This window comes from Cupriavidus taiwanensis LMG 19424 (assembly GCF_000069785.1).
In the GTDB taxonomy this organism is placed as follows: domain Bacteria; phylum Pseudomonadota; class Gammaproteobacteria; order Burkholderiales; family Burkholderiaceae; genus Cupriavidus; species Cupriavidus taiwanensis.
Genome location: NC_010530.1, coordinates 1,029,711 through 1,053,100, shown reverse-complemented (window position 1 = coordinate 1,053,100; position 23,390 = coordinate 1,029,711). Strand labels below are relative to the sequence as shown.

Annotated in this window: 27 protein-coding genes and 1 pseudogene; 10 read left to right on the top strand and 18 right to left on the bottom strand. The window is 61.1% G+C overall.

Annotated elements, in window-relative coordinates; translation table 11 throughout:
• The first annotated feature begins 47 nt into the window (after positions 1 to 47).
• The 5 genes from RALTA_RS20515 to RALTA_RS20500 all read left to right on the top strand — a co-directional run bounded on the left by RALTA_RS20515 (position 48) and on the right by RALTA_RS20500 (position 7,558).
• Positions 48 to 2,858 carry a type VI secretion system Vgr family protein gene (locus RALTA_RS20515; protein ID WP_012355837.1) on the top strand — a complete coding sequence of 937 codons (2,811 nt, stop codon included), beginning with the start codon at positions 48 to 50 and terminating at the stop codon, positions 2,856 to 2,858.
• Positions 2,855 to 4,429 (top strand): hypothetical protein, encoded by a 1,575-nt coding sequence (locus tag RALTA_RS20510; protein WP_012355836.1) that lies wholly within the window; start codon positions 2,855 to 2,857, stop codon positions 4,427 to 4,429. The genes RALTA_RS20515 and RALTA_RS20510 overlap by 4 nt, the downstream gene beginning before the upstream one ends.
• A complete protein-coding gene (locus RALTA_RS20505) occupies positions 4,426 to 5,481 on the top strand; it encodes a hypothetical protein (RefSeq protein ID WP_012355835.1) in 1,056 nt (351 codons plus the stop codon). Before RALTA_RS20510 ends, RALTA_RS20505 begins: the two co-directional genes overlap by 4 nt.
• A gap of 366 nt (positions 5,482 to 5,847) precedes the next feature.
• Positions 5,848 to 6,720: a hypothetical protein gene (locus RALTA_RS29175; protein WP_012355834.1), complete on the top strand. Its 873-nt coding sequence runs from the start codon at positions 5,848 to 5,850 to the stop codon at positions 6,718 to 6,720.
• A gap of 400 nt (positions 6,721 to 7,120) precedes the next feature.
• On the top strand, positions 7,121 to 7,558 hold the full coding sequence (locus RALTA_RS20500) for a hypothetical protein (RefSeq protein ID WP_012355833.1): 438 nt from the start codon (positions 7,121 to 7,123) through the stop codon (positions 7,556 to 7,558).
• Between the two features lie 40 nt (positions 7,559 to 7,598).
• On the opposite strand, the gene RALTA_RS20495 is transcribed toward RALTA_RS20500, so the two are convergent.
• On the bottom strand, positions 7,599 to 8,030 hold the full coding sequence (locus tag RALTA_RS20495; RefSeq protein WP_081479507.1) for a hypothetical protein: 432 nt from the start codon (positions 8,028 to 8,030) through the stop codon (positions 7,599 to 7,601).
• A gap of 128 nt (positions 8,031 to 8,158) precedes the next feature.
• Between RALTA_RS20495 and RALTA_RS20490 the strand changes: the two genes are divergently transcribed.
• Positions 8,159 to 9,997, top strand: a complete 1,839-nt coding sequence (locus RALTA_RS20490) for a bifunctional metallophosphatase/5'-nucleotidase (RefSeq protein ID WP_167330464.1) — start codon at positions 8,159 to 8,161, stop codon at positions 9,995 to 9,997.
• A gap of 24 nt (positions 9,998 to 10,021) precedes the next feature.
• Here the strand turns inward: RALTA_RS20490 and RALTA_RS20485 are convergent, their stop codons facing one another.
• Positions 10,022 to 11,362: an MFS transporter gene (locus RALTA_RS20485; protein WP_025581597.1), complete on the bottom strand. Its 1,341-nt coding sequence runs from the start codon at positions 11,360 to 11,362 to the stop codon at positions 10,022 to 10,024.
• Positions 11,363 to 11,636: 274 nt separating this feature from the next.
• Here RALTA_RS20485 and RALTA_RS20480 point away from each other — a divergent pair, with 274 nt between their 5' ends.
• The gene (locus RALTA_RS20480) at positions 11,637 to 12,230 is read left to right on the top strand and encodes a TetR/AcrR family transcriptional regulator (RefSeq protein ID WP_012355829.1); all 594 of its coding nucleotides are present in this window, start codon (positions 11,637 to 11,639) and stop codon (positions 12,228 to 12,230) included.
• Between the two features lie 110 nt (positions 12,231 to 12,340).
• Positions 12,341 to 13,645 (top strand): MFS transporter, encoded by a 1,305-nt coding sequence (locus RALTA_RS20475; protein ID WP_041232529.1) that lies wholly within the window; start codon positions 12,341 to 12,343, stop codon positions 13,643 to 13,645.
• An 82-nt stretch (positions 13,646 to 13,727) separates the two neighbouring features.
• On the opposite strand, the pseudogene RALTA_RS30815 reads toward RALTA_RS20475, so the two are convergent.
• The 12 genes and pseudogenes from RALTA_RS30815 to RALTA_RS20415 all read right to left on the bottom strand — a co-directional run.
• A pseudogene (locus RALTA_RS30815) lies at positions 13,728 to 13,820 on the bottom strand (CDP-diacylglycerol--serine O-phosphatidyltransferase); the annotation flags it as partial.
• Positions 13,821 to 14,005: 185 nt separating this feature from the next.
• Entirely contained in the window at positions 14,006 to 14,476 is a 471-nt protein-coding gene (locus tag RALTA_RS20470) for a sugar O-acetyltransferase (RefSeq protein WP_050976509.1), read from the bottom strand.
• Positions 14,477 to 14,616: 140 nt separating this feature from the next.
• On the bottom strand, positions 14,617 to 14,910 hold the full coding sequence (locus RALTA_RS20465) for a hypothetical protein (protein ID WP_012355825.1): 294 nt from the start codon (positions 14,908 to 14,910) through the stop codon (positions 14,617 to 14,619).
• Positions 14,911 to 14,993: 83 nt separating this feature from the next.
• Positions 14,994 to 15,572, bottom strand: a complete 579-nt coding sequence (locus tag RALTA_RS30380; RefSeq protein ID WP_012355824.1) for a hypothetical protein — start codon at positions 15,570 to 15,572, stop codon at positions 14,994 to 14,996.
• Positions 15,573 to 15,676: 104 nt separating this feature from the next.
• Positions 15,677 to 16,066, bottom strand: coding sequence for a hypothetical protein (locus tag RALTA_RS20455; protein WP_012355823.1), 390 nt, complete (start codon positions 16,064 to 16,066; stop codon positions 15,677 to 15,679).
• A 91-nt stretch (positions 16,067 to 16,157) separates the two neighbouring features.
• A complete protein-coding gene (locus RALTA_RS20450) occupies positions 16,158 to 16,586 on the bottom strand; it encodes a DUF6283 family protein (protein WP_012355822.1) in 429 nt (142 codons plus the stop codon).
• Entirely contained in the window at positions 16,583 to 17,254 is a 672-nt protein-coding gene (locus RALTA_RS20445) for a hypothetical protein (RefSeq protein ID WP_012355821.1), read from the bottom strand. Before RALTA_RS20445 ends, RALTA_RS20450 begins: the two co-directional genes overlap by 4 nt.
• The gene (locus RALTA_RS20440; RefSeq protein WP_050976508.1) at positions 17,251 to 17,547 is read right to left on the bottom strand and encodes a hypothetical protein; all 297 of its coding nucleotides are present in this window, start codon (positions 17,545 to 17,547) and stop codon (positions 17,251 to 17,253) included. Before RALTA_RS20440 ends, RALTA_RS20445 begins: the two co-directional genes overlap by 4 nt.
• Positions 17,528 to 18,112, bottom strand: coding sequence for a metallophosphoesterase (locus RALTA_RS28900; RefSeq protein ID WP_012355819.1), 585 nt, complete (start codon positions 18,110 to 18,112; stop codon positions 17,528 to 17,530). The genes RALTA_RS20440 and RALTA_RS28900 overlap by 20 nt, the downstream gene beginning before the upstream one ends.
• Positions 18,109 to 18,366, bottom strand: a complete 258-nt coding sequence (locus tag RALTA_RS20425) for a hypothetical protein (RefSeq protein WP_157877213.1) — start codon at positions 18,364 to 18,366, stop codon at positions 18,109 to 18,111. The genes RALTA_RS28900 and RALTA_RS20425 overlap by 4 nt, the downstream gene beginning before the upstream one ends.
• Positions 18,366 to 18,593: a hypothetical protein gene (locus RALTA_RS20420; RefSeq protein WP_157877212.1), complete on the bottom strand. Its 228-nt coding sequence runs from the start codon at positions 18,591 to 18,593 to the stop codon at positions 18,366 to 18,368. The genes RALTA_RS20425 and RALTA_RS20420 overlap by 1 nt, the downstream gene beginning before the upstream one ends.
• Positions 18,590 to 18,913 carry a hypothetical protein gene (locus RALTA_RS20415; RefSeq protein WP_041232525.1) on the bottom strand — a complete coding sequence of 108 codons (324 nt, stop codon included), beginning with the start codon at positions 18,911 to 18,913 and terminating at the stop codon, positions 18,590 to 18,592. The genes RALTA_RS20420 and RALTA_RS20415 overlap by 4 nt, the downstream gene beginning before the upstream one ends.
• 226 nt (positions 18,914 to 19,139) lie before the next feature.
• On the opposite strand from RALTA_RS20415, the gene RALTA_RS20410 reads away from it, so the two are divergent.
• Positions 19,140 to 20,324, top strand: coding sequence for a HEPN/Toprim-associated domain-containing protein (locus RALTA_RS20410; RefSeq protein WP_012355815.1), 1,185 nt, complete (start codon positions 19,140 to 19,142; stop codon positions 20,322 to 20,324).
• A gap of 123 nt (positions 20,325 to 20,447) precedes the next feature.
• Here RALTA_RS20410 and RALTA_RS20405 read toward each other — a convergent pair whose 3' ends face one another.
• The 3 genes from RALTA_RS20405 to RALTA_RS20395 form a co-directional block, all read right to left on the bottom strand.
• On the bottom strand, positions 20,448 to 20,915 hold the full coding sequence (locus RALTA_RS20405; protein ID WP_050976507.1) for a hypothetical protein: 468 nt from the start codon (positions 20,913 to 20,915) through the stop codon (positions 20,448 to 20,450).
• A gap of 93 nt (positions 20,916 to 21,008) precedes the next feature.
• Positions 21,009 to 21,344 (bottom strand): hypothetical protein, encoded by a 336-nt coding sequence (locus tag RALTA_RS20400; RefSeq protein WP_162098833.1) that lies wholly within the window; start codon positions 21,342 to 21,344, stop codon positions 21,009 to 21,011.
• A 96-nt stretch (positions 21,345 to 21,440) separates the two neighbouring features.
• Positions 21,441 to 22,328, bottom strand: a complete 888-nt coding sequence (locus RALTA_RS20395; protein WP_157877210.1) for a hypothetical protein — start codon at positions 22,326 to 22,328, stop codon at positions 21,441 to 21,443.
• Between the two features lie 309 nt (positions 22,329 to 22,637).
• Here RALTA_RS20395 and RALTA_RS20390 point away from each other — a divergent pair, with 309 nt between their 5' ends.
• Positions 22,638 to 22,949, top strand: coding sequence for a hypothetical protein (locus tag RALTA_RS20390; RefSeq protein WP_012355810.1), 312 nt, complete (start codon positions 22,638 to 22,640; stop codon positions 22,947 to 22,949).
• A 56-nt stretch (positions 22,950 to 23,005) separates the two neighbouring features.
• On the opposite strand, the gene RALTA_RS20385 is transcribed toward RALTA_RS20390, so the two are convergent.
• On the bottom strand, positions 23,006 to 23,341 hold the full coding sequence (locus tag RALTA_RS20385; RefSeq protein ID WP_041232522.1) for a hypothetical protein: 336 nt from the start codon (positions 23,339 to 23,341) through the stop codon (positions 23,006 to 23,008).
• Positions 23,342 to 23,390 lie beyond the last annotated feature (49 nt).

Sequence of the window (23,390 nt, the reverse complement as noted above, 5' to 3'; positions counted from 1 at the left end):
CCGCATCCAGGCCCGCATGCCGAACCCTCTAGCGCGACCCTGCTCCGATGAAGCCCTTGTCCTCTTACCCGTCATCCGCGATGGCTGCCCTGTCCGGGCTGCTGGGCCAACGCACGCGCCAGATCACGCTGGAGACGGCGCTTACCGCCGACGACCTGGTAGTGGAGCGCTTCGTCGCGCAGGAGAGTGTCAGCACACCGTTCCAGCTGCACATCGATTGCCTGAGCCCGTCTGCACACCTGGACACCGCGCGCCTGGCCACCGAGGAAATCACGCTGCGGCTGATGCTTGCCGACGGCAGCCGCCGCGCCTGGCACGGCTATGTGCAAACCTGCGCGGCCATCGGCGGCGACGGTGGCCTGGCGCGCTACCGGCTGACGGTGGGGACCTGGTTCGATCACCTGCGCGCGCGCACCGATTGCTATGTGTACCAGGACAAGACCGCGCTGGAAATCATCGAAGACGTGCTGGCTGACTATCCGTTGGCCCAATACCGCATGGCGGTGAGCCAGCCGCTGCGCAAGCGCTCGGTCTGCTGCCAGTATCGCGAGACCGATCTTGACTTTGTCACGCGGCTGCTGGCGGAAGAAGGCCTGTCTTATCGCTTCGAGCATCAACAGGACGGCGCCGAACAATCCAGCCGGGAGGACAAGGCCCAGTCCCGTCATTGCCTGGTCATCTTCGACAACCAGGCCGAACGCCCCGCCTGCGCGCAGCCCAGCATCCGCTTCCATCGCAGCGACGCCACTGAGCACGAAGACGCCATCGACCATTGGTCGCTGCAGGCAGCCACTGGCACCAACGCCGTCACCGTGGCCTCATGGGACTACAAGTCCCTGGCCGCCACCGCCGCCGACGCCGGCAACGAAAGCCTGGGTGAATGGCCCGCGCTGGAATCCTTCGAAACGCGCGGCACGTACCGCTTCCCCGACGCCGATGCCGCCCGCCGCGCCGCGCAGCTGCGCGCGCAAGCGCATGAAAGCTGCTACCTGCGCTACGAGGGCGAAGGCAGCGTCCGCGCCCTGGGCGCCGGCGAACGCTTCACGCTGACCGGGCACTTCGACACCGCCGCGAACGAGTTCGTCACGTTGGCGGTGCGCCATGAAGCGGCCAACAACCTGGGGGCCGAGGTCGCGTTGCTGCTGGGCATGTCCGACATCGAGGCCGGCAGCTACCGCAACCGCTTCGAAGCCGTGCGCGCCGATGCCCCGATCGTGCCGGTGTACTCGCCCAAGCCCACCGCTCCGGAAGGACAGCCTGCCGTCGTCATCGCCGAAGGCGGCGCCCCGCTGACCACCGAGCGCGATCACCGCGTGCGCGTGCGCCTGCCCTGGCTGCGCGCGCCGATGGCCGATCCCAGGGCCGACACCGCCGCCGACCCGGCCCAGGACGACCTGAGCCAGGTCACCGCCTGGGTGCGCGTGGCGACCGCCGCAGCCGGTCCCAACTGGGGCGTGCATCACCTGCCCCGCGCCGGCACTGAGGTCATGCTGACCTACCTCGATGGCGACATCGATCGCCCGATGGTCGTGGCGCAACTGCACAACGAACAGGACACCCTGCCCTGGCCCGCCACCGAGGCGCCGCTGAACACAGCGTTGTCCGGCTGGCATTCGCACAACCTCGGCGACGGCGGCTACAACCAGTGGATCGTCGACGACAACACCGGCCAGCTGCGCATGCGCCTGGCCAGCTCGGCCGCCGACACCCAGCTCAACCTTGGCTACGTGATCGCGCAGCCTCCCGCCAGCGGAGAACGCGGCGCCTGGCGTGGCACCGGCGCCGAACTGCGCACCGACGCGTGGGCCATCGTGCGCGCCGGCAACGGCTTGCTGCTGTCGACAACGGTCCAGGCCAGGGCCGCCGGCACCATGCTCGACATCCGCGAAGCCCGCGGCCAGATCACCGCCGCCGAGCGTACCGCCCAGCGCCTGTCCGATGCCGCCACCTCGCAGCAGGCGCTGCCGCTGGGAGCGCTCGCCGCGTTCGAACCGCTGACCAAGGCCATCGACCCGCAGCAGGACGGCAGCTATCCGGACCGCGTCAACGAGCAGGACGCCAGGCGCCCGGATACCGGCACCGCTGCCGAGCGCTTCGGGCAACCGTGGCTCGTCGCGGAATCGCCCAGCTCGATTGCACTGGCCACGCAGGCCACCACCAGCATCTTTGCCGGACGCCACCTGCTGGGACTGGCACAGGCCGACTGGCATGTCGGCGCCGACAACACCGTCGCCGCGGCCGCGGCCAAGGGCGTGAGCCTGTTCAGCCAGAACAACGGGATTCGCGCCATTGCGGCCGGCGGACCGGTTTCCATCCAGGCGCATACCGATGCGCTGGCAGTGATGGCCGACAAAGCCGTGACGGTGACCTCATCGACCGACGGCATCGAGGTGCTGGCGCAGAAGAAAGTGGTGCTGCACGGCGGCTCGTCGCGGATCGTGCTGGATGGGAATGCGATTACGTTTGAGACACCGGGGTTGTTGTCGGTGAAGGGGGCTGGGCATCCGTTGGTGGGGGGTGGGGGGAATGCCGCGGCGTTGCCGGCGTTGCCAATTCCAGCAAGTCAGCCCAACTGGATCGAGATGAGCCTGCTGGGCTATGAAGGTCAGCCTATGCGCAACATCGAATACGAACTCACGTTTGCCGACGGCACCAAGCGTACGGGCAAGCTGAATGGCGTTGCCGAGCAGCGGGAAGAAGCCGTGCCATGGGGTCAAGCCACGCTCACGTACAAGAACAACCCGGCTGCAAAGGACGTGCCCCGGCCCTCTCTGGATGACCTGCTGGCGGCCACTGAACCGCTCATCCGTGAAGAGGAAGCACGGCTAAACCAGGACCAGACGAATACGACCGCATGAGCACCCAACAACAGACAGAAGAGGCATGGGGCCTTGTTCACGGCCAGGCCAAGCCTGAAGACAAAGGGGTCGGCCTTTGGCTATGGGAAGCGATTCAGGGCGACTTCAATGAAGACCGATCCGCCGGTCAGATTGCGGCCGACATGGTCATCTCCCTGATTCCGATCGTCGATACGATCTGCGACATCCGCGACCTCTGTGCAAATATTCGTGCGTATCGGAAGGACCCCGGCAACAAGCTGATCCTCTTCTTCATCGCCCTGACCATTATCGGCTTCTTCCCCGAGGTCGGCTCGGTAATCAAAGGGGTCATCAAGATCGCCTTTGTCTACATCCGCAAGTACTTGCGGCGGGTAGATGAGCTTTTCGATGCTACCAAGCTGGGCCGCGCCACCAATCAGGCACTGGATGCCGCCCTGCCCAAGATTACCGAGTTTCTGAGCAGTTCCAGGGTCGTGAAATGGGCAACCAAGGAAGGGGTGGCTGACATCTACCGATTCTGCTCGAAGAAGATCACTGAGCTAGCAGGGTTGGTCAATGGTGCCAAATTGAAGGCGCAGTTCCTCGCGGCAGCGGAAAAGACTGAGAAGTTGCTGGGCAGGCTGAAGTATATTGTGCCGGGATCGACGCGGGAGAAACTGAACGATTTTCTTGATTTCCTTGGCAAGAACAAGCAGAAGATGGCAAATGGGCTCGAGCAGTTTACTGGGCCGATTCGCACGATCCTGAAGATCACGGCTAAGCGGCTGGATGATCATGCCTGGATTGCCTATACGCAAACGCATAACAAGGGATGGATTGCGCCGATCAGTCAGCAGGGTGCGGCTGCTTTGATGAACAGGCATCCGCCCAAGTGGGTCAGAACCGGAAATGCATTTCCTCATCCTGCACCCACTGATAGAGAGGTGGAAGCTATCAAGGTCCAACTGGAAGCCCGTATCAAGAAGCTCAGGGAAGCGGGTCTTCCAACGCCACCGTCGCTCGACGATGCGACGATTAGAACCTTCGAGTCTGGTAAATTAACGCCTAGCAAGATCGTAGGTCCGGCTAAGTTGTATCGCGTTGTTGATCCGACAAGTGCGGCCGGTGGCATGTTCTGGGTTGATGAGAAAACTTTTCACAGCCTAAAAAACCGCGCCGACTGGCGCGCGAGGCTCGCGGTCAAGCCGGAATGGAATCAGAATGGCCAATACGTAGTCTATGAACTGGCCGCAGGGGAGACACTCCCAATATGGAAAGGGCCAGCCGCATCACAAAAATTAAACGGCACTCCATATCATCTGATTGGTGGCGCGGAACAGATCGTGTTCACTCCGGCATGGGACAAAGCTTCAAATACGCGACCGAGAATTGACTCTGGATCGGGCCTTCCCCTGCCTGGACGTGGCGGTCAACCCGACACTCGTATCGAATGGGAAGACATAACCGGGCAGAAAGTCCCCGCTCCAGTGCGGAATAGGCCTGGAGACCCCCATGTCAAAGGTCCGTACAATACCAACTGGGGGTTCTCTGACTGGAATCATGAGGACGCTAAAGGTATTATTGTGGCACTACCGGACAGTGGCAAATGAGCAGATCTAATTTTAGGCCTTACGATATACCGCGCAATCTCGACCAAGATGCGTGGTTTCTCTATCAGACCACTTCGCCGTCATACTACGAATCATGCGCTCAGTTGAGCGTTGAATTCGCGGAGTTATACAACCGTTTCATCACCGACCACGGGCGACACGGAGCAGGTCGACTGGATTACTGGGTGTCCCGCTACTTTGCTCACGCTGACAATATCCGCCGCGGCATCAAGCTCATTCAGGTAGGGGATGACTATATGCCTATGGCCGATATTCTCGATGCAGCCGCTTCAGACTATCGTGGCCTTGTGGAGCAGCCACTGGAATGGATGACAGAGGAGCAACGCGAGCGCTGGAACGAAAGCTTCAATCGTCTGAGTGGTGCATGCACCATTGGTGCAACTACACTGAGGAACAACGAATGGAGCGGAAGAAATTGGTTAGAGCGTGATCTTCACAGACATGAATATGAGCTGGTAGATCGCGACAATGGACATACCGGTGACTTGAAAGACTACATCCAAAGTCTGACTCAACGCGGGTTGCTCGCCCCACCAACGACCTATCCGCATCACCCGGTAAAAACAAATGTACGCGCCAAAGCGGGAGAGCCTTGCCCGCAAACCGGCGTGTGGGTGCCAGCTCAATGGCTTCATGGCGCGAAGGATTTTAGCCTCGCCTTCTGCGTTCGCGGGCGGTTAATGCAGCCAGCTTTCCAACTACACTGGGGAAAGCCCTATGACATATGGGCTGAGTTTCCGCTTCCAGACGAAGATCCCGAGGATCGGCTAATCACGCCCCTTAAGACGACTGCTGTCGATACAGTTTGGCATTTCGTTGCACGACCTGCAGTCCAACCTGCGGCCGCGGAAGCCCCCCACCTGCGGTGCCAATCTAGTCAATCGTGTCCTAAATCTGGCTATTGGATGACCCCGGCCAAAGCCAACTCCCGCCGCTATTTTCACCAAGGCGACACCATGCCTGAAGTGGTCTCCGATTACGGCACCACAATCTGGCAATGGGACACTGACCAGTCGGATCCGAAGCTCTAAGGCATGCTTCACTGAATGAAACCTAGCTAGAACACAGTTCATCTTGAGACCGGATGCTGGCTGGCAGCTTATGAGCCGGCTCCCACCCGCCAACAGCTGAAGCTACTCCACCTGAATGAGCCTTGAATCCCGCGCTCCAGCCAAGCTCCGCGCAACTGAATCCACGCTGTAGTTCGCAAGCCCGTAAAATTATCGCCGCTGTCTTTGACTGACGGTACAGAGAGAGATACTCAGAAGCGCCAAGTGTGACCTATGCAAACAACACGACAGGCTCTGACGAAGTTGATTGGCCCTTCGACCCAAACTGAGTTTCTCTGACCGGAGCCATGAAGATGCTAAAAGCACCTTCGTAGCACTACCCACAAAATGAGCAAGCGAGATTCGAAGCCCTACCAGGCCACGCGCGATATTGATCAGGACGCATGGTTCCTTTACCACACCACGTCGATTCCCTACTACGAGATTTGCGCCCAGCTTTGCGCGGATTTCGCTGACTTATACAACGGATTCATCACCGGACATGGGCTACACGGCGCGGCTCGCCTCGACTACTGGGTGTCCCGCTACTTGTCTCATGCCGAAAATATCCGACGGGGCATCAAGCTCATTCAGCACGGCGGGGACTATATGCCTATGATAGGATTTCTGAACTCACCGGCGACAGACTATCGAGGAATCGTTGAACAGCCCCTCGGATGGATGACAGAAGAACAACGCAGGCGCTGGGATGAATCCTTCGATAGAATGAGCCATGCATGCAGCACCGGAGCGACCACCCTTAGGAATAACGAGTGGGCCGGTAGCTACTGGCGTGAGCGAGATTTGCACAAGCATGATTATGAACTGGTTAACCGTGATGATAGTCATAAGGGAGATTTTGGAGACGATATCCAAAATGCGGCAAGCTTAGGCTTGATCGCACCTCCAAAGGAATATCCTCGCCATTCAATAAATCACGATGTTAGTGTTAAGCCGGGAGAGCCATGCCCGCAAACCGGCGTGTGGATACCGTCTCAATGGCTTCGAGGAGCGGATGACTTCAGCCTTGCCTTCTGTGTGCAAGGCCAGCCAATGCAGCCGGCGTTTCGCTTACGCTGGGGGAAGCCATTCGACATGCTAGCGAATTTTGATCTGCCAGACGATGGTGATGACACCGGATTCATCTCGTTTCTCGAAACGACAGCCCTCGACTCAGACTGGTACCTCGTCGAAAAACCTTCGAGTTGTCAAATACCCTAGACGACCTTGGCCTACCTGCGAAGCCGGCCAGCCTTGTCCGTGATCCCATCGAGGGCCAATTCGCGCCGCTATTTCAATCAAGGTGAGACAATGCCCGATGTAGTCTACGACTATGGCACAGCCATCTGGCAATGAGACATTGACCAATCGGATCCAAAGCTCTGACAAGACGTCTGGTCGATTCAGGAATATGAGGCCAAGTCCAGCCATTGCATGAAGTCTGGGAACACCCAGCCCGAACGCGCCCTGCCCGCGCGTAAGCCAGCAATCCTGACGATACTCAATGAGCTCCACTAACCTGAAGCCCTATCAAATCGCGGAGAGCAATCTCGACCAAGATGTTTGGCTCCTGTACCAGACCAGTTAGAACGAATGAGCATCCGCAAGAATGGATAGCACCATGAAGCGCCTACTAACCCCGATCGTCTCCGCACTCCTCGGAGCCATAGTTGGCGCAATTGTGGTACACCAACTTGCGCGCGAAGAAACTCCGAAGGTGCACAAGCTGCAGTACCCGTTGATGCTTACCGGCGGAAACTCAGATAGCCCTGCCGCAATCCTTCCCCCAGGAACGTCGCTATATCTCGACCGCACCTTCCCGGAGGGTTTTGTCCGATACAAGGTCTACATCAATGTGGAAGGCACAAAGCTGGAACCTCGGGACGTAACGGAAGAATTCTGGCTAGACCCGCTCACTGCAACGCCCTTCGACAAGGACAGCCTGCATGCGCTGCTCAAGCGCTTTCCACTAGGGAAGGATGATTTTTCAGCTGTGCTCGGCTCAGGCCAATTGACCAAGGAAGAGATACGCGACCTGCTCCGCGCGTACAGCCAATAATCCGCCTGCAACTATCGCGCGCAGCTATTCGTCGAGCATTTCACCGCCCCCTCTCCCGCTCCATCTTTTCAATCACCCCCACCCTCTGCCCACAATCCCCCTCCACCGCCTTGCACAGCGTCTTGTCATCCACCCCCACCTTGCGCTGCAAGGCCCGAAACTCCCGCAAATAAACCCGCGCAGCCGCCTCGGCCCCCGGCAGCGACAAACGCGCCGTACTATTGGCCCCGACCCACGCATAGTAGTAATGCCCAAGCAACCGCGCCGTCGTATCCTTACGGCCGCGTGGAATCTCGCGGGCGATGGCGTCGATGCAGGAGCGGTATTCGTCGGCGTCGTCATGCATATATTCCTGGCAGGCCGCCATGGCATGCCGGCTTGCCTGCGCCACGGCTGGCGGCAGTTCGGTGGTGGCGGCTTGGGTAATGCCCGCGCACACGGCCAGTGCGCAGGCGATCAGGTTGGGATGCATTGGCGTTCGGTGCATGGCGTTGATGGCGCTTCAGGTTAGCGCCATGGCATGACATCCCCGCGTCATGAAGGAGTCACGATGGGCCCATAGAGTGGCTGCCTGCAGCCGCTTCCCAAAGGATTGGCCACATGACACGCAAACGGTATGTCGTCGCGAGCCTGGGTGCGCTCGCTCTTGCAGGCATCGTTGCCGCCTGCGGTTCTGGGAATGACGAGGGCGGTTCGGCGCCGTCGAGCCCCGCTCCGGTGGCGGATGCTCCGGTATCGGTCAAGATCATCGGTCTTAATGATTTCCACGGCAACCTGGAAGCGCCGGGCGGCAGCGTGGTGGTGCAGGATGCCGCCAACCCGGCTGGTACCCGGGTATCGGCGGGCGGTGCCGCTTACCTGGCCGCGCTGATCCAGAGCCTGAAGGCGAAGAATCCGAATAACGTGGTGGTGGCCGCCGGCGACATGGTCGGCGCTTCGCCGCTGGTTTCCGGGGCTTTCCATGAGGAGCCGGCCATCGATGTGCTGGGCCAGATGGGCCTGGAGATCTCGTCGGTTGGCAATCATGAGTTCGACAAGGGCCGCGATGAGCTGCTGCGGCTGCAGAATGGCGGGTGCTTTCCGCGGTCGGCCGACGGCCGGCGCGGCATTGTCGGCGTGGACACATGCATGACCAACGGCGCGTACGCCGGGGCGAAGTTCAAGTACCTGGCCGCCAACGTCATTGACCAGGCGACCGGCAAGCCGCTGTTGCCGGCGTACCAGATCAAGACCTTCGACTGGGCCAAGGTGGCCTTTATCGGCATGACGCTGAAGGACACGCCGTCGGTGGTGACGCCCGCGGGCACCGCAGGCCTGACGTTCGAGTCCGAGGCGGATACGGTCAACAGGCTGATTCCGGAACTGCGCCAGCAGAACGTCAATGCGATCGTGGTGTTGCTGCATGATGGCGGATCGACCACGGCGGGCACGGTGAATGACAAGAGCTGCCCGGGCCTGAACGGTGCCATCGTGTCGATCGTCGACAAGCTCGATCCCGCCGTGGATATCGTGGTCAGCGGGCACACCCACCAGGAATATGTCTGCACCCGGCCGGACGGCAAGCTGCTGACGCAGACGGGCTCCTACGGCCGGCTGGCCACGGAAATCGATATCACCATCGATCCGGCCACGCGCCGGGTCTCGTCCAAGCTGGCGAACAACCGCGTGGCGGTCAACGATCTGGTGATCAAGGACGGCCAGGGCAAGCCGATCCCGCTGCCTGCGGGCTATACGGCGCTGCCGAAGGACAGCGCGGTCGACGCGATGGTCAGCCGCTACGTGGAACTGACCGCGCCGATCAAGAACGCGGTGGTGGGCGCCATCACCGCGAGCATCGACCGCACCCAGACTGCTGCGGGCGAATCGGCACTGGGCGGCCTGGTGGCGGATGCCTACCTGGCTGGCACGTCGGATGCGTCGTTCGGGCCGGCGGTGATCGCCTTCACCAATCCGGGCGGGCTGCGCCAGAACCTGACCTACGACGCCGCCACCAATGGCCAGACCACGTTCGGGCAGCTCTATGCCGTCATGCCTTTCAGCAACAGCATGGTGACGATGAGCCTGACGGGCGCGCAGATCCTGCGCCTGCTGGAACAGCAGTGGGAATCACCGCAACCCGCAGGCGGGCGGGTGCTGCAGGTCTCCAGCGGCTTTACCTATACCTGGGACGCGAGCAAGCCGGCAAGCGCCGCCTCGGGACAGGGCAATCGCGTCGACCCGGCATCGCTGCGGCTCAACGGCGTCGCCATCGACCCGGCCAAGACCTACCGTGTCACGGTGAACAACTTCATGGCCTCCGGCGGCGACAATTTCACGGTACTGAAGCAGGGCACGAACCAGCAGGCTGGCCCCGTGGATATCGATGTCTTCGAAGCTTATTTCAGGGCGAAATCCACTGTCAGTCCCGGCGCACCGAACCGCATCACGCGCCTGAACTGAAGGCGCGAACGGCGGCTCCCGCCGCTACGACCGCGGCGCGCCAGCGGCCAGCCTCATCCAGCTGGCCACGGCACCGGCCCCGGCAAATGCCGCGCCCAACGCCAGCGCCAGGCCCGGCCCGTGGTCGCCGCCGATGCCGAAGCACAATGCCACCAGCGCCGCCCCCGTGGCCTGCCCAAGCAGCCGGGCCGTGGCCACCACGCCGCTCGCGCCGCCACTGCGCTCGCGCGGGGCGCTGGTCATCAAGGCCTTGAGATTGGGCGACTGGAAGAAGCCAAACCCGGCCCCGCACAGGCACATGCGGATGCCGATATCGAGCGCGCTGGGGTTCGCCGGCAGCAGCGCCAGCGACAGCATGCCGGCACTGAGCACCGCCAGGCCCACGCCGCCGAGCACGGCCGGCGGGTAACGGTCAGACAGGCGCCCCGCCAACGGCCCGATCAGCGCCACCACCACGGACCATGGCGTCAGCAGGAAGCCGGTCTCCACCTGCCCTCGCCCCAGTACGTGCTGGAAGTAGAACGGCAGCGACACAAAGGCCAGCCCCTGCGCCGCGAACGAGCACACCGCGGTCAGCGTCGACAGCGCGAACATCGGCCGCCGGAACAGGTCCACCGGCAGCATCGGCGCCGGATGGCCGCGCTCGCGCCACAGCAGCAGGCCGAACGCCACCACGAAGACGCCGGCCGCCGCCAGTGACAAGTGCAGCGGCGCGCGCTGTGCGCCCTCGCCCAGCGCGAGGATCAGCGCGGCAAAGGCAATCACACTGAGCACTGCTGCAACGCGATCGAAGCCGTGCGTGCTGCGCGCCGTCTGCGGCAAGGAGCCGCGCCCGATCGCCAGCGCCAGCAGGCCGATCGGCAGGTTGACGGCAAACAGCCACGGCCACGTGCCAACGGACAGGATCACCGACGCCACCGTCGGCCCCACCGCGAACGACACGCCGACCACCAGCGCATTCAAACCCAGCCCGCGCCCGAGCCGGTGCGTGGGAAAGATGGCGCTGATCAGCGCCGTGTTGACGCTCATGATGGCCGCCGCGCCGATGCCCTGCAGCACCCGCGCCGCCGCCAGCGTCGGCAGCGACCACGCCAGCGCGCATACCACCGACGCGGCCGTGAACAGCAGCACGCCGCCCAGGTAGATGCGCCGGTGGCCAACCACGCCGCCCAGCGCCGCAAACGGCAGCAGCGTTGCCACCATCGCCAGCTGGTAGGCGTTGATCACCCACACCGACGCCGCCGGGGTGGCGCGCAAGTCCGCCGCAATCGATGGCAACGCCGTATTGGCGATGGCGGTGTCGAGCGTGGCAAGGGCGACGGCAATCAGGATGGCGGCCATGCCGCGCCGCTCGCGCGAGGTCATGGCGTCCGCCGCGGAGGCGGTCTGGAGAGGGGCTGTGCTGGACACTGTCTTTACCGGTTGCCGCCAGGCCGGTTTCGGCGGTGCAGAGGTGCACTGCGGGCCGGGGCGGTCATCAGGCAAGACGATACGGGAAAACCCTTCACCTTGCTGAAGATGCATTCATATGTATGCACATTACCTTGTGACAAGATAGGTTAAATGATGCTCAACATCTATTGAATAAATGATGAACATCATCTAAGCTTTGCGAAAGCCCCACCCAGCGAGGTCTCAGATGGCACGCGCATCACGCGAACAAACCGACAAGAACCGCGAGGCGATCGAACAAGCGTCGTCGCGGCTGTTCCGCGAGCGCGGCCTCAACGGGGTCAGCGTGGCGGAGTTGATGGCCGGCGCCGGCCTGACCCATGGCGGCTTCTATGGCCACTTCGCCTCGAAGGATGCGCTGGCGGCGCAGGCCTGCAAGCGCGCGTTCGAGGAATCGACCGCGCGCTGGGAACGTCGCCTCGCGCGCGCCGACGGCGACCGCAAAGCCATGCTCGCCAACCTGGTCGAGCCCTACCTGACCGCCGCGCATTGTGCCAACCCCGGCGTCGGCTGCGCGGCCGCCGCGCTGGCCGTCGATGTCGCCCGCGAGCCCGCCGGCAAACCGGTGCGCCAGGCCTATGCCGAAGGGCTACGAACCATGATCGATGACATGGCGCAGACCGTGGCGTCGGACGATCCGCAGGAACGCCACGAAGAGGCGCTGGTGCGCATGGCGTTACTGGTCGGCGCCCTCACGCTCGCGCGCGCCACCGAAGGCGATACGCTCTCCGACGAGATGCTGAACGCAGTGCGAACCCATCTGCTGGACGGCAACGCCTAGTACCGGGCTTTTTTCCTGAAGATTGACCGACAACCCGCAGCCGAACGCAGCGGGATGCCCTTCCTTTGTCCTTTCCGATCCGCATCGAAACCGAGACCACAAGAGCCCCCATGTTCGCCCAAGCCCTTTCCCGCCGGCTCGACCGGCGCGGCATCCACTACGCGTGGCTGATCGCCGCCCTGACCTTCATGGTCATGCTCACCACCTCGGCCGCACTTGGCCTGCCCGGTGCCTTCCTGCAGCCGCTGAGCCGGGAGATGGGCTGGAACACCGACCAGATCTCGTCGATCCTGGCGTTCCGCTTTGCCCTGTTCGGGCTGATGGCGCCGTTCTCGGCGCTGCTGATGGACCGATTCGGCGTGCGCAACGTGGTCTGCGCCGCGCTGGCGTTGATTGCGGGCGGCATGGCGCTGGCCACCGTGTCGACCGAGCTGTGGCAGCTCTTTGTGGCATGGGGCCTGATGCTGGGGGTCGGCTCCGGCCTGACAGCGCTGGTGCTGGCGGCCGTGGTAGCCAACCGCTGGTTCAGCGCGCGGCGCGGCCTTGTCATCGGCATCCTGACGGCCAGCGCCGCCACCGGGCAGCTGGCGTTCCTGCCGGTGGCGGCCTGGCTGATCGAGCATATGGGCTGGCGCGTGGCCGTGCTGCCGGTGTTGGCGGCGTGCGCGGTGCTGGCATTGCTGGTATTCGGGCTGATGCGCAGCCGGCCCGCCGAGGTCGGCCTGGCCGCGTTCGGCGAAGTCCCGGCCTCCACGCCGGTGCCGCCCGCACCGCAGCCCGCTGTGCCATTTACGCTGAGCGGCCCGTTCCGCGTGCTGCGCGACGCGGCGCGTAACCAGGCCTTCTGGGTGCTGGCCGGCACCTTCTTCATTTGCGGCTTGAGCACCAACGGGCTGATCCAGACCCACTTCATCGCGCTGTGCGGCGACTTCGGCATGGGTCCTGTACCCGCGGCCTCGGCGCTGGCGATGATGGGGGCGTTCGACTTTGTCGGCACCATCCTGTCGGGCTGGCTGTCCGACCGCTATGACAGCCGCAAGCTGCTGTTCTGGTACTACGCGCTGCGCGGCCTGTCGCTGTTCTGGCTGCCCCACTCCACCTTCACGCTATACGGGTTGTCGATCTTTGCGATGTTCTATGGCCTCGACTGGATCGCCACCGTGCCGCCGACGGTCAAGCTGGCGGCCACGGCGTTCGGGCGCGAGCGCGCGCCAATGGTATTCGGGTGGATCTTCGCGGCACACCAGATCGGCGCGGCGGTGGCAGCGTTCGGCGCCGGCCTGAGCCGTACGCTGCTGCTGACCTATACGCCGGCGCTCTACGCGGCCGGAGCGGCCTGCCTGGTGGCGGCGCTGATGGCGTTGATGGTCAGCCGCCAGCGTGCGGGGGTGGCTGCGGAGGCTGCACGCGCCTAAGCCACGCGTGAGGCGCTGTTCGCATCAGCACTGGCGAAGCAAACGAGAAAGAGAGATTGCCGGCGTCACGCGCGCCGGCCACTCAGAATTTCGGGATGCGCAGGGTCTTGCTGACCATCAGCGTGCCCGACAACGCGAACAGCAGCACCAGCGGATGCAGCACGGCAGGGCCAAGTGGGTAGGTGACGCGCTGAGATTAGCAGCGGAATTGCCGTCTGTCACCATTTCTGTAACCACTGGCTACTCCATGGCCGCTACCGATCAAACAAAAGGCACCCAAATTCGGGTGCCTTATTTTGTCGGCTTTTCTTCAATCCGCCCGCAGGTGCGCCGCGAAGATCCAGGTCGTGCTGAGATCCGTCAGGCCGCTCTTTTCAGGCCATCCGCACCGGTCCAGCTTTCCTGGTTGGCTGACACACTCCTCTTAACAGCGCAAGGATTGCCAGCCGCCAGAACGCCTCGCGGAACATCGCGCGTCACGATGCTGCCGGCGCCGATCACGCTGTTGGCTCCGATGGTTACGCCAGGACAGATCACTGCGCGAGCGCCAATCCAGACGTTATCCTCGATCGTGATGGGCTTGCTTTTGGCGCTTGGATCCGCTGCCCGTTCCAGCGGGTCGATGTGGTGTCCATCTGCAGCGAATACCACGCCGGGGCCGACCAGGACGTTCGCGCCGATGAATACCTGCGCACCGTTCAGGATCACGCAGCCGGTGTTGAGAAACGACTCGCTGCCAATACTTAGGTTGCCGCGTTGATCGATGTGGATTGGCGCGGCGATCGAAACACGCTTTGCGATTCCAGGGAAGGCTCGGCGCAGGAGACGCATGCGGTGGCTCCGTGAGAGCCATGACGTATTAAAGAGGCGACAGGCACTTTCTGCCGGAAGGGCTCGGCGCAATAAGTGGGCAATGTAGATCAACGACATGTAACGAATTGTATCAGCATCCAGGCAATGTTGCTAAACGATCACTCCTTGTCGCGCTCCATTGCCTCCACGATGGATCTGGTCGGGTCCTCATGGATGCACGGCTCATCCTTCAACATCTGCATGAGACCGAGGAGTGCGAGGTCCGCCTCTTGATAGCCCATGCCTGAAAGTGCGCGGCCCAACTGATTCGCCTTCTTGACGATTGTCTGCAGGCGCTTGATTTCCCACAGCGCTTGACGCATCTGGGGCGTGGGACATGCCTGGTAAAGCTCTCTCAGTTCCCCAGCCGCATATTTGTGCTGTGGCCGTGGGCCAAACTTGATCCAGTCCATGATCGTCGGAGATACTGTATATTTATACAGTATAGACGGATTGCCGCCCTAGGAGCATCTCGGCCATCCCGTAAACGGCCAGCCTAGTCCCACTTGAGGCCAGCTGTTTCGAACACCAGTTGATTTGGCATCGCGCCGACGAGTGGAAACTCTACGATCATGACTTTGGACTTCTTCAGCGACTTAACGAATGCTTTGGGCTCGACTATGTGGAACGAATTCAAAGGAGCCTGGCCTCGTTCCTGGACTGCAACCTTAATCACAGGTCCGGAATCAAACCGCATTTCAAGTTGACATCGCCCTTTGCAGCCAATTTCTTTCCCTACTGTCCGATCAAATCGAACTATGTCACTACCGTTTGGGGCAGAGTTCAGACTTAGAACGACTGTAACGTCGGCGACGGAGTGTGGCCGGTCAGCAGGCGTAAACGCCGACAGTCGTGCAGTCACTCTTGTCTTGTCTCGCATCACGTCCTTGTTGACCGTGTAAAGCCACTGCGATTTCGGATCCTTCAAGTAAGTGGTTTGTCCAAAGCCGACGAGGTCTTTTTGTGAAGGTGAGCGTGGCGGCTCATAGGGCACCAACCCTTCCAGGGTGTGAGATAGGCCATTTCCCGTCGCAACGAATAGCACAACGGCGAGCATCAGACGCGAGGTAGGCATGATTACTCCGTAGCTTCACTGGGGGAAAGCGTAGGGCACGTTTCTCAAGGCAGCCATCAGCCGTTCGCACTACACAAAGTGACCGGTGACGTCTGCAAACTACCTCATTGCTTACTTACTCCAACGCCAAATGTTTCGATGTAGGCCTGCGACGCCTTCTGCATGGCGTAATACAGCTCCTTATGCAGGTGCGTGCGGGTGCGGAGAATGCCGGAACACATGACCCAGAAGCCGCCCTCCAGATGGAGATCCGTGTCGCTGCTGGTCATGGTGGCCATCTTCCAGAAGGCGCCGTCGACGGTATGGCTGATCTTCTGGAAGATCACCGTCGGATCGTCCACGTTGTCGTCGCGGATCAGAGCCATCATCTGCCTCTGCTTATCGTGCGGCTCGATCAGGTTGAACACCTGGCCGTTGGCTTCGAACGTCAGCTTGGTGTCATAGGTCCGCTGCTGTTGGGCTTGACGCACGCGGTCCAGGATCAGGTCGATCATGTCGATTCCCGTTCGGTTGTTGATGTAAGAATTGTCGCAATCGGTAGTAGGACTTTGAGTTGGTCCTGCTACTTAGCCTGCAATGACGCCGCTAGTCGCGGCAGGGCTGCAGCACTGGATCGTCCGGATCCACCCCATTGGCCACAGCCATCGCTCGGTAGCTCGGATGCAGCGCATGACCGCCGTCCGACACGTCGTTCTTGATGCGTCCGTTCATCCGGCCCATGCGCACGCTGAGGTTGTGTTCGGCGCCGCGCAGCAGGAAGCCAGCGCACGTGGCCGGCTTCTGTTGACCAGACTGGTGGCAGGCAAACGTGTGTGTCGCCATGTCGTAAGCCGTTGGGGCCGAATGCCGGAAGGCCTCAGCGGGAAACTCAGCCACGGCATCCACCCGCCAGGGGCAGTCATCGCATGGCTGCTTTCTGTAGAGGCCGCGGCCGCCCTCCACCGTGACAACCTGATGGTTGTCGCCGGCAGGACGAATGCGCGTAACTTTCGGCTCTGTGCGCTTGGCTTTCATGACTTGCCGCCTTCCGCCAACACCTCGGCAATGAGCTTGGCGGCCAGAGCCTCCTGAGCAGGATCGCGGAAGCGCTTCACTGCCGCCTTGCATACCTGGAACGGCTGCAGATATTCCTGAGCGCGCTGCTCCAGGTAACGCAGCGTCTCCTCGTCGCTATTGACCAGACCGAGCGAGCCACGAATCTGCGCCAGAATGTTGTGGGCAAACCGCACCGCGGCACGCTTCCACTCGGGATGAATATTGTCCGGAGCTGTGTCCAGCAGGCCGCCTTTGCAGTATGGGTATGGCTTCACCTTACCAAGGCTGTGGCCGTAGAAGTGAAAGGCATCGCTGGAGATAACGTCGATGTTCGCGGCAGCCCAGGAGCGCACGAGGTTCTGGAACTCGGCGTTGACCTGATAGGCCGCGTCCAAGGCAGGCAGGCCGGTAGTCTTGTTGGCCATATCAGGCATTTCTTCCTCGAAGAGGAGTATGCCGCGGTTGGCATGGCGATCAAGGAAGTAGGCCACCGGCACGGCATTACCGTAACCGTCCGATCCCCACTCGAAGCCATTGCCGAGGGTGAGGAACAGGTGTTCCAGGACGTGATTGCGGGTCGGGAACAGGCTGAAGTGGTCCAACATCGCCTGCTTGACGAAATCGTCCACGATGGTGCGCTCGGTCATGCTTTCTCCTCGAAATTTATGGTGTCTGCCGGCACGTCCATGCCGTAGTGCTGCAGCATGGCCGCGCGAAACTGCTCCCACTCCGCCGGCCCGGCCGCTTCATGAGTGCAAAACAGGCACTGATCCAGCCCGGTCATCTGATCCGTGAGAGTCCGATGCACGTCGATGCCAAAACGCTTGGAGAACCGGCCGATGCACGAACCGTCCGGAGCGTTCACCCACACGGTGTCGCCCAAGCCGGAGACTTCGATCAGGTCCTGGTGGCTGATGCCTTCAGGCAGCTGCAGCGTCATCTGCGGTCTCCATATGCTGGTCGCAGACATGACCGCGCCGCAGCCGCATGATCTGCTTGATCTTCCAGTAGGGCACCGGTTGCAGCCCATTCGGGTCTACACCCACGTCATAGAGCCGCATGTCCTCGTAGGGGTGCCTGAGCGTCCCATGGCTGTGGCCATGCAGCATCCAGCTGCCGTGGTGCATCCAGTTCCAGGACAGGATCGGGAAGTGGCACAGCACGATGCGCTGAACGCCGCCCTTCGCGTCCGGGTCCGTGATCTTCAGCTCCTTGTAGGGTTGGACCGACTGGAACAGGTTGGTCAACTCCGGCTTGCGCTCCAGCGCGTGGTCATGGTTGCCGGTGATCCAGTGCTTGCGGCCATTCAGTTGGCGCACCACCTCCACCGTCCTGGCCAGCCCCGCAAAGGACAGGTCGCCAAGGTGGAAAATGTCGTCGTCAGGTTTGACCACGCGATTCCAGCGCTTGACCAGGAGGTCGTTCATGCTTTCGACCGATTCGAAGTCCCGGAACTTGAGTGCGTTGCGGTGCCAAAAATGCGTGTCGGATGTGAAGAGAATCATGCCGGCTCCACAACGTCGAAGCACCAGTGGTCGATCAGGAACATATTGATGTCCGCGTTATCCACCTCCACCGGGAAGGTCTCTTCCGGGTAGGTCATGGACTCGCGGTCCACGTGCGTGATCTTCATCTGCAGCGTCTTCATGTGGCTCAAGCCACCGCGGCTGTTACCGTAGATTTGCTGCAGGCCGAAGTCGTTCAGGGCGACGGTGTCGCCCACCTTCGGCACGGGGTGCGTTCGTGTTGGCCTGGGCATCAGGCTTTCTCCTGGGTTTCATTGCGGCGCGAGCGCTCGACTCGCAGCTCCGTGCGATGGAAGCAGCCGGGCAGATTTCCGATCCACCAGTCCAGGTCCAGATCCGAGAGCTGGTCCAGCGGCGGTAGAATCTTCATGAGGCGATCCTGTTGGTCGTAAAGCGCGCGGACCTGGCGATCCAGATCCTGCATCTGCGCGACGACTTGACGTTGTGCCTGGGTAATCAAAGTTGCTCCCACTTGCCGTTGTCCTGGAGGTATTCGATGTAGGTGCAGCCGCTGTCCGCGGTGGCCCAATCGAGCGGCTGGAAAGCGATCTCCGAGTCCCGATCGGACGACAGGCCCTCGTAGTAGAGTTCACCATCGTCGTCATACAGGCGGGAGGCGTAAGGCATCTGCTTGCGCAGCTCCGCCAGGAAGGCGTCCCTCGCCTCTGCCGGCACGCCCGGCAATGTAGTCTCCACTTCCTTCTTGCAGGTGCCGCGGCCAACGCAGCTCGGAGTGTCAGGGCTCTGCTCGTGCAGGAAATCTCGCGTGATGATCCACATGGGTCGTCTCACATTGTGTTGGTCGGTGTATGAATTCTGGTTACGCACCGCAGGATATTGTTCGTCACTTATGACTTATCCAAGAAAGACGCCGCCCACCACGATAAACCGGGTATGGAGCTAATTCGTGCTGACAGAGCCGCAATCATACGTCACTGATGACTTATTATGCAAGCGATTCCGAACTGCGTAAAATTCAGGCTCTACAAAGTTACCAGCGACGCGAATGGATAGTAGTGCATACCTCAAAGTGGCCGGGTATCCGGTCCTCCGGACACCGGGTTTCCTGTCGATGTGGCTGTTCCTCGATGAAGATAAAGACCGTTCGAACGAGCATTTGGCCGGCGGCGGTCTATTCCCACGCTATCGGTATCGAGCAACTGTAAGAGCGATGAAAGCGCGACTGGACGCCCTTGGTTACACAGTGGAAGATGCCGAACGGGAGTTCAAATTCGCCTGCGACAAGCTATCCGACGAGGCCGGACAATGGCACGATTGGATCGAAAACGAGGACGTCGAACTCTATGACCGGATGGACCTGAAAGAGTGGCTCGAAGCAGCCCGCTTCGTGATTAGCGCGCCAAAAAAGGCGCACGTAGGCGTGATCAATGAAGTGGAAGGCTCGGCAATCCACCGACTTCTCTTAAAGATCGACGACCACCTCCGACGCTCTACTTGGCTTCCTCTTGATCTCGGCATCCCAGCTCGGAGCATAAATGGTGCGATGCGGATCGCCCTTGAGGCAGCCCCTGAGAACGCATCCTGCGAACTTGACGCCACCGAACTCGTCCGGGGCGGCTATATTGCAGACTTCTTTGGGAAAGAGAACGCCGCCTCCGCCCCTCGGACGACCGTATTCCACGACACGTTCGTTCGATCAACGACCGAAGCGCTGCAACTGTTCGGCACGGTGCCGCGGGGCAATGATGTCCTTTGCAAGATGGTCTACAGCAATCTCGTGACTGCCCTAGAGGCATACTTGTCCGACACCGCGCGGCGTTTCATTCTGAAGGATCGAAACCTCCTGCGCCGGTATGTCGAGTCGGGTGGCCTAGGTCAGCGCGAAAAGAAGGTTGCCATCCAAGATCTCTTTACCACGCTTGACCAAATCCAGTCCATGGTTCAGGAGAGCTTGGAAAGAGTTTCGTTCCATAACATCGGAGACATCAAGTCAATCTTCAACAACGTGCTCCTAGCCGATATACCCGAAGCGCTGCTCGACGATCTTGCCGGTGTCGTTTCTGCGCGCCATGACTTAGTGCATCGGAACGGGAACGCTGTTGATGGGAGCCCGCGGAAAATTGAACTACATCACGTGAACCACCTCCACCACTTACTGCTAAAGATCGTTCAGCACGTTGACAACTTCGTGATTAGCAATCTCCTGCCGAAGCTTAACGACATCAGGTGACCCACCTGCCACAGTGTGCAGTCGCATCAGAACAGTGCGGCCTCGCGGGCAATTCGCGCAGTGCTACCCGACCCTTAACGCTGCAGCAAGAATCGCTCATAGAGGGTCTAAGCGCTCGCGTCCTTACACCTCGTCGAGGAACTCGGCGCGAATGTCGTCGTGCAGATTTGCCAGCTGTTGCAGCACGACTTTACCAAGAGTCAATAGGCGGTCGATCCGCTCTGGGTCATCCCAGGACTTCTCCCCATGCTTGCCGCCATGGAAGAGATTGTTACGGACGACCTGGAGCGCGTCGACCGTATTGGCAAGCTCGGATCGGTTGGGATCAGCCCTCAGTTCACGCCACACAAGGGACTGGTCCGGCCCCACAAACTGGCACTTCGGCCGCGCCTCAATCAACGCCATCCCCTCTGCGCTTTGGACATAGTCGGCCTCAAACATCTCAACAAAGGCGCTCCACCCCGGCTTCGCCTTGGCATCCTCCTTTTCATGCTCAAGCAGCCGTCGTTCTTTCAGCGCTAATTCCATCCGTGAGAAGGCAAAGAAAAATTCATAGACCAACGGTTGCAGTTCCTGCTTGTTCAGCGCCATAGCTCTCCCCCCTATTCCATGGAACCCCATTGTCGCAAAAAGGCAGGGCCGAAGCCTCGCAAAGTCACACACTCTCAGGTAAATCGGTGCCGCTTAGAAGGTGGCAGCGCCCGACAGCGGCTTGTCGGAGCGAGCGTGTTCAGCTGTCAGGAGACTGGGGCTGACGCGCCAGGTGCGAAAGGTCGGCTTGTGGGTCGTCGGATCCACCTCGGTGCCGCTGACCGTCTTCATGTTCAGGCGGTCAATCCGGATCTTGACGGTCTTGCCATCCTTGCGGCTGTAGAAGCTGGCGATGCCACCGATGCGCAGGCTGATGGCAACTTCCCGCTGCTTGGCAGCTTGGCGCTCGCGGATGACGCCCACAACGGCATGGTTCAGGGTGCGCAGAGCATCGTCGGACAGCAGGCGCAGTTTGGACACGTCCATCATTCTCTCCAAGGTGTCGGGTGGTTTCACTGAGAAGCCGCCTGCAGCGCAAGCGGCTTGACGGTGAAGGGGCGGACGCCCTTCATGACCGCGTTTGCCTTACTGCAGCGCCAGGCGGGCCTTGATCTGCGGCAGCAGCGCGCTGTCGGGGTTGGCGATCATCTTGCCCTTCTCGCGGATTGCGATCTTCAGCAGGGGCAGAAGGGCGAACATCTGCGAGGACTGCGCTCGCGCCGTGCCCAGTGAGTAGGGCTTCGCCAGCAGGTCGAGTTGGAGGTTGCCCTTCTCGCCCGAGGTCAGGAACCCATCGCGGTGCAGGACCGTGAACGTGCGGCGCATGATTTCGTTCAGTTCGCCACCGTTCTTGATCCAGCCGAACAGCATCAGCGCCTTGTCCGCGACCTTCTTCTGGACCGCGGCCTGGCCGTTGGCGCGGGCGATGTTGGTGGGCGACATATCGAGCATCGCCATCAGCGCATCCTGCTTCGCCTTCAGTTCTTCGGGCGGCAGCGTGGCATCGCTCATCTCCAGGACGAGGTATTCGGATACCTGCTCACCCAGGCGGGCAACCAGCTTCTCCGACTTCTTGGCGCTGGTGCTGCGCAGCGGGTTGTGGCTCGCCTGGCGCTTGGGCTTGGCCGGGTCCATCGGCTGGACCTCCTCGGTCGCCGGCGCATCACCAGCGCTGGTGGGCAGGGCCGGCTCTTGCTCGGCATACAGCGCTTGCAAGGCTTCTTGCTTCTCGGCGCCCTGCACCGCCGCTACCAGCGCCGCTTCGTCGATGGCGTTGGCGTCGATCAGCGGAGCGACCGGAGCGGGCAGCGCAGGCACCGCGGCTTGCATGGTCGATTTACCCAAAATCGCGGCGTTGGCTTCGTCGCCCGACGGCAGCGCAGGCTCAACAATGTCGTCCGGATCCAGGTTCAGGTCAGCGAGCAGGCCCGCGACTTCGCCCTCGGTGCCCGGAATCTCCAGGCCGTTCAGCACGTCATCGAGAACGGCTTGGTCGTTGGCACTCACATCAGCGATAAGGTTGGTCATGATGTTTTCCTTTCAAGTGTGTTTTTAGGTATGTATCGAAGCGCTTTGCGTTGCGCGCTGCGATGTAGAGATATTCTCAAGCGCCAGCAGGCACAACAATCGATCCAGCAGGAGAGATGCTTGGCACGGTGCAGCGTGAATGGGTGCGCAGGCGATGCGCGAATAGCGTTGGTAGCAAAGGAGACCAAGCGGCCGGTAGCGAAGCCGCGCGCGAGTATGCTAGGCTGGCGCTCCAACTTATTCTGGAGATCTTGGATGGAGAGGAGTTTCAAGCTCGGTATCTCGAGAGAGGAATACGAGCGCATCAATCCCACTTGGCCGTGGACCTATGAGTTCTATACCGAGAACGAAGTCGGGAAGCCGGAGCGCTTCGCGGTAATTGGCGCCAATGGGGAACTGAGTCACCTGGCAGTCGGCACGGCCATTCGCCTGCAGGCACGTCATGGCGTCTCCACATCCAGCAATATGGAGACGTGGAATGTGACGAAGTTGTGTGTCACCCCCATCCTGCGAGACGGTGTCGTGGCGGCGCAGAATTTCCAAGTCATTTGCGAACTAGCAGCCTAGGCCGGCTTGGGAGGATTTGAAAGGCGCCGAAAGGCGCCTTTCCTGTGTCTGGCCCGTCAGACCAGCGAGTGGGGATCGAGGCGGACGCGCTCCCACATCTTGCCGACGAACTCGTAGGCGGTGTAACCCTGCCAGCGCAATTTCTCCAGGAAGCGCTTCATTTCGCCTTTACCGATCAGCGAGTAGTCCGAGGTTTCCTCGATCAGGTAGGGGCGGTTGAAGGACGGCGCGAGTTGGCTGGTCGCGTAGAAGGAGAGGACTTCACCCTGCCCGTCCGTGCAGGCGCGCATCACGCGGCCTGCTTCGTTGGGGATGGCCGCTTGCATGCGGAACCCGATGATTTCACCAGACGAACGGTGGCGGGTGCATTTGAGCTGGATGATGGCTTTCATGATGGACTGTCCTGTCGGTTGGTTGTCGCGCTGAAATGAACTCAGCAGT

Bases quoted from the DNA above. Each gene is read 5' to 3' on its own strand.
- RALTA_RS20405 (WP_050976507.1), bottom strand. From the start codon at position 20,915: ATGGCGCTGAACAAGCAGGAACTGCAACCGTTGGTCTATGAATTTTTC.
- RALTA_RS20410 (WP_012355815.1), top strand. From the start codon at position 19,140: ATGGATAGTAGTGCATACCTCAAAGTGGCCGGGTATCCGGTCCTCCGG.
- RALTA_RS20480 (WP_012355829.1), top strand. From the start codon at position 11,637: ATGGCACGCGCATCACGCGAACAAACCGACAAGAACCGCGAGGCGATC.
- RALTA_RS20500 (WP_012355833.1), top strand. From the start codon at position 7,121: ATGAAGCGCCTACTAACCCCGATCGTCTCCGCACTCCTCGGAGCCATA.
- RALTA_RS20415 (WP_041232525.1), bottom strand. From the start codon at position 18,913: ATGTGGATCATCACGCGAGATTTCCTGCACGAGCAGAGCCCTGACACT.
- RALTA_RS20455 (WP_012355823.1), bottom strand. From the start codon at position 16,066: ATGATCGACCTGATCCTGGACCGCGTGCGTCAAGCCCAACAGCAGCGG.
- RALTA_RS20425 (WP_157877213.1), bottom strand. From the start codon at position 18,366: ATGCCCAGGCCAACACGAACGCACCCCGTGCCGAAGGTGGGCGACACC.
- RALTA_RS20510 (WP_012355836.1), top strand. From the start codon at position 2,855: ATGAGCACCCAACAACAGACAGAAGAGGCATGGGGCCTTGTTCACGGC.
- RALTA_RS20450 (WP_012355822.1), bottom strand. From the start codon at position 16,586: ATGAAAGCCAAGCGCACAGAGCCGAAAGTTACGCGCATTCGTCCTGCC.
- RALTA_RS20390 (WP_012355810.1), top strand. From the start codon at position 22,638: ATGGAGAGGAGTTTCAAGCTCGGTATCTCGAGAGAGGAATACGAGCGC.
- RALTA_RS20495 (WP_081479507.1), bottom strand. From the start codon at position 8,030: ATGCATCCCAACCTGATCGCCTGCGCACTGGCCGTGTGCGCGGGCATT.
- RALTA_RS20440 (WP_050976508.1), bottom strand. From the start codon at position 17,547: ATGACGCTGCAGCTGCCTGAAGGCATCAGCCACCAGGACCTGATCGAA.
- RALTA_RS28900 (WP_012355819.1), bottom strand. From the start codon at position 18,112: ATGATTCTCTTCACATCCGACACGCATTTTTGGCACCGCAACGCACTC.
- RALTA_RS20445 (WP_012355821.1), bottom strand. From the start codon at position 17,254: ATGACCGAGCGCACCATCGTGGACGATTTCGTCAAGCAGGCGATGTTG.
- RALTA_RS20505 (WP_012355835.1), top strand. From the start codon at position 4,426: ATGAGCAGATCTAATTTTAGGCCTTACGATATACCGCGCAATCTCGAC.
- RALTA_RS20485 (WP_025581597.1), bottom strand. From the start codon at position 11,362: ATGACCTCGCGCGAGCGGCGCGGCATGGCCGCCATCCTGATTGCCGTC.
- RALTA_RS30380 (WP_012355824.1), bottom strand. From the start codon at position 15,572: ATGCCTACCTCGCGTCTGATGCTCGCCGTTGTGCTATTCGTTGCGACG.
- RALTA_RS20470 (WP_050976509.1), bottom strand. From the start codon at position 14,476: ATGCGTCTCCTGCGCCGAGCCTTCCCTGGAATCGCAAAGCGTGTTTCG.
- RALTA_RS20385 (WP_041232522.1), bottom strand. From the start codon at position 23,341: ATGAAAGCCATCATCCAGCTCAAATGCACCCGCCACCGTTCGTCTGGT.
- RALTA_RS20465 (WP_012355825.1), bottom strand. From the start codon at position 14,910: ATGGACTGGATCAAGTTTGGCCCACGGCCACAGCACAAATATGCGGCT.
- RALTA_RS29175 (WP_012355834.1), top strand. From the start codon at position 5,848: ATGAGCAAGCGAGATTCGAAGCCCTACCAGGCCACGCGCGATATTGAT.
- RALTA_RS20475 (WP_041232529.1), top strand. From the start codon at position 12,341: ATGTTCGCCCAAGCCCTTTCCCGCCGGCTCGACCGGCGCGGCATCCAC.
- RALTA_RS20490 (WP_167330464.1), top strand. From the start codon at position 8,159: ATGACACGCAAACGGTATGTCGTCGCGAGCCTGGGTGCGCTCGCTCTT.
- RALTA_RS20400 (WP_162098833.1), bottom strand. From the start codon at position 21,344: ATGATGGACGTGTCCAAACTGCGCCTGCTGTCCGACGATGCTCTGCGC.
- RALTA_RS20515 (WP_012355837.1), top strand. From the start codon at position 48: ATGAAGCCCTTGTCCTCTTACCCGTCATCCGCGATGGCTGCCCTGTCC.